Raw genomic sequence first — 3,277 nt, 5'->3', positions numbered from 1 at the left:
GTCGGGTCGGGCGGGTGGATGCGGGTGGTCATCGCCAGGCCCCCAATGCGCTCGTCAGGTGGCGTCGGGCACGGAAGACGCGGGCGCGGACGGCTTGCTCGGTGATGCCGACCGTGTTCGCGATGAATGTGTAGGACTGGCCGTCCCATTCCCTCAGCACCCAGCAGGTGCGCTGTTCAGCAGACAATGAGCCCAGCGCCCGGTGCAGGTCATCGACCGCTGCGTGGGACTCGGCGATCCGGTCGGGCGCGGTGGTGTGTTCGGGTGCGGCCATGTCGCCTGCTGCCTCCAGAGGGGCTTGGGGTTTGCGCGCACGCAGAATGTTCAGGCACCGGTTGGTGACGATGCGATACAGCCAGGTACTGAAGGAGGCGTGCCCACGGAAGTCGGGCAGTTTCCGCCAGGCGTTGATGAACGCTTCCTGCACTGCGTCCTCCGCTTCCGGCTGGTCGCCCAGCAGCCGCGCGGCGAGCCGAACCAGCCCGGGAGCATGCCTGCGCACCAGCTCAGCGAACGCTTCCTCGTCGCCTTCGACCGCACGCACCGTCAACAGAGCGTCTTCAAGAGCGGCCGTCTCATCGGGCGGTCTGGTCACAGTCGGGTCCCCCGCCACGGGGCGGCTCCTCTCGTCGGTCCTCTTCGTTGGACAGCACGACCGCACCTTCTGTGACGCCCCTCCAGCAAATTTCCCGATTCCTTGCCACGGCGGCCACACCGGCCGAGCGCCCACCGTGGCTGTCGCGGCAGAAACCAGCCCGCTCATTCCGTTCCCTGCCAGAGGCAGCGGACACGGCTGGCAGAAGTTATTCCGGAAAGGTGCGTCACAGCCAGCGCTAGTGAGGGTCTATCGAAGTGACAGTGCATCCGCAGTGACAACGATTCGCAGCCCACCGCGACAACGGTGAGTGAGGAGAGATCAGATGACTCTGATCACAGCTCAGACGAACCCGGATTCCAAGAACGCCTCCAACCGCCCCAACGGGACAGGCGGTTCCACCGACATCGCCCTGGGTTCCACCGGTGTGAACGAGCCCGCCGGCACACGCGGCAAGACCTCGATCGCCGACGTCGTCGTCGTGAAGGTCGCGGGAGTGGCAGCACGGGAGATTCCCGGCGTCTTCGACATGGGCGGCGGCCTGTCGCGCACACTCGGCGCGGTCCGAGACCGCGTACCGGGCGGACGCCCGAACGTGGGCCGCGGAGTGAAGGTCGAGGTCGGCGAGCGGCAGACCGCCATCGACCTGGACCTCGTGGTCGAGTACGGCGTGTCCATCACCGAAGTCGCCGCAGACGTACGGGAGAACGTGATCGGAGCGGTGGAGCGGATCACCGGCCTCGAGGTGGTGGAAGTCAACATCGCGATCAACGACGTGCACTTGCCCGACGAGGACGACGGCGTCGTCTCCACTGAGTCCCGCGTCGAGTGACGTCCCGCTGACCGGCATGTTCTACGTGAGGTGGGACCGGTCCCTGCGGGGGCCGGCGGAAGGCGGTTGAGAATGAGCAGAGCGTTGATCGGGATGATCACTGGGATGGCCTTGGCCTTCGCCGGCTACTTCGGCGGCTTCGGGGCCTTCCTCCTCGTGGCCGCCCTCGGCGGGATCGGCTTCACCGTTGGGGCCTGGCTGGATGGCGGCGGTCGCACGGACGACCTGCGCGAGATGTTCCGCGAGCGGAGCCGGGGATGAGTGCCGCGGCCCCGCGAGGCACCACCATCATCGCGGACAGAGCAATGCGCAAAATCGCCGAACAGGCCGCCAGGGAAGCGCTGCCCGCAGGAGCCGCCACTTCCGTCAGTGGTTCGGCGGCTGTGCGCGGTCGCCGAGCCGTCGTCGCGCTGCGCACCGCCCTCCCCTACCCCGCGCCGCTGTCCGAGGCGGCACGGCAGATGCAGCAACATGTGCGTGACCGCACTCGCGAACTGACCGGACTGGAGACGGCCGGCGTGCAACTGGCCGTCACCCACCTCACCACGACGGCGTCGTCCCACGCACCGGTAGTCCAGGCGCCCGTGGATGTCGCGAAGCCGTCCGCGCGGCGCGCACCACGCCGCTGGTGGTCGCCGCGGCGGACCCCGACGGCCGTTCTCACTCTCCTGGCTGCGGCGTCCTGCGCAGCCGTGACCGCGGACGTCGTCCGCGTCCACACCACCCACCACACGCCGGCCACTTGGCGGATGCGGTCGCTGGACTGGGTCACCAGCCATGGTCCGGTCAACGCACCCGTCATAATCGCCGGGGTCTGCCTGGCGTTGGCGGGTGCGTGGCTGCTCGTTCTCGCACTCACCCCCGGGCAGCGCCGTCTCCTCACACTCGCCGAGTCTCTGCCTCAGTGGGACGCCGCCGCCGACCGCTCCACGGTGGCCTCGCTGGTCCGGGACGCCGTCGCCGAGGTCCAGGGGATCGGCACCGTGACCGTCCGGGCGGGCCGACAACGCATCACCGCACGGGCCCGCCTGGCTTTCGGAGACCTCACCACAGCTCGCGACCAGGCCGCTCTCGCCGCCCGACAGGCCCTCTCGGACTGCCAGTTGCGCGTCACCCCGACGCTGCGCGTGTCGGTCACCCCTGAGCCGATCTGGCAGCCACCCGACACCACGGACACCTCCGGATCACAGCAGCTGCAGCCCGGCGAAGAATCAGGCCAGGTGCCCGCTGGGCCAACCGGAGGGATGCGCCGGTGAGACAACCCCGCGCCACCGCCAACCGCACCGTGCTGACAACCGCCGGCCTGATTCTGCTGACCGGCGGCACCTGGCTGGCCACCGCCGGAACCTCGCTCACCGATCGCCTGCCCACTTGGTGGCCCACCGTCTCCGAAGGCGACGTGCTGCTGAACCGTGAGGACCTCGCGCAGCTGCGCGACCACGCCTGGTGGACTGCCACAGTCAGCGCTGCGGGCATCATCATCACCGTGCTGCTGGTGCTGTGGTTCCTCAGCCAGCTTCACATCCGCACCCGCTCCCGCCTGCCACTGACCGCTCCAGGCAGTGAACTGCACACGCGGGCACTGAAGGACGCCCTCACCCGGCGCGTCACGGCGGTCAACGGCGTGGCCCGCTGCCACCTGCACATTCACAGCCGACGCCGGCATCTGCACGTACGCATGCGCGTGTGGCTGGCGCCCGACACCGCCCCGGGCCACGTTCTCGAACGAATCCATGCCGTCACAGCGGAAGCCGAACAGGCAGCCACCCCCTACACCCTCGAAGCCCGCGTACGGCTCAGCCACGAGAACCACCCGGCACCGCATGTCCGCTGACCCCCGCCGCCACAAC

5 protein-coding genes are annotated in these 3,277 nt (G+C 69.0%); 4 read left to right on the top strand and 1 reads right to left on the bottom strand.

Going from position 1 to position 3,277, the window contains the following annotated elements:
• Positions 1 to 28: 28 nt before the first annotated feature.
• Complete coding sequence (locus J0695_RS38610; protein ID WP_206969516.1) at positions 29 to 613, bottom strand: RNA polymerase sigma factor; 585 nt, start codon at positions 611 to 613, stop codon at positions 29 to 31.
• 307 nt (positions 614 to 920) lie between these two features.
• On the opposite strand from J0695_RS38610, the gene J0695_RS38605 reads away from it, so the two are divergent.
• The 4 genes from J0695_RS38605 to J0695_RS38590 all read left to right on the top strand — a co-directional run bounded on the left by J0695_RS38605 (position 921) and on the right by J0695_RS38590 (position 3,261).
• Positions 921 to 1,427 carry an Asp23/Gls24 family envelope stress response protein gene (locus J0695_RS38605; RefSeq protein ID WP_206969515.1) on the top strand — a complete coding sequence of 169 codons (507 nt, stop codon included), beginning with the start codon at positions 921 to 923 and terminating at the stop codon, positions 1,425 to 1,427.
• Between the two features lie 72 nt (positions 1,428 to 1,499).
• Positions 1,500 to 1,688, top strand: coding sequence for a hypothetical protein (locus tag J0695_RS38600; RefSeq protein WP_206969514.1), 189 nt, complete (start codon positions 1,500 to 1,502; stop codon positions 1,686 to 1,688).
• Entirely contained in the window at positions 1,685 to 2,683 is a 999-nt protein-coding gene (locus J0695_RS38595; RefSeq protein WP_206969513.1) for a DUF6286 domain-containing Asp23/Gls24 family envelope stress response protein, read from the top strand. Before J0695_RS38600 ends, J0695_RS38595 begins: the two co-directional genes overlap by 4 nt.
• On the top strand, positions 2,680 to 3,261 hold the full coding sequence (locus J0695_RS38590) for an Asp23/Gls24 family envelope stress response protein (protein ID WP_206969511.1): 582 nt from the start codon (positions 2,680 to 2,682) through the stop codon (positions 3,259 to 3,261). Before J0695_RS38595 ends, J0695_RS38590 begins: the two co-directional genes overlap by 4 nt.
• Positions 3,262 to 3,277: the final 16 nt, after the last annotated feature.

It is taken from the genome of Streptomyces beijiangensis (assembly GCF_017315755.1).
Lineage (GTDB): Bacteria > Actinomycetota > Actinomycetes > Streptomycetales > Streptomycetaceae > Streptomyces > Streptomyces beijiangensis.
This window is presented reverse-complemented; position numbering and strand designations above follow the sequence as displayed.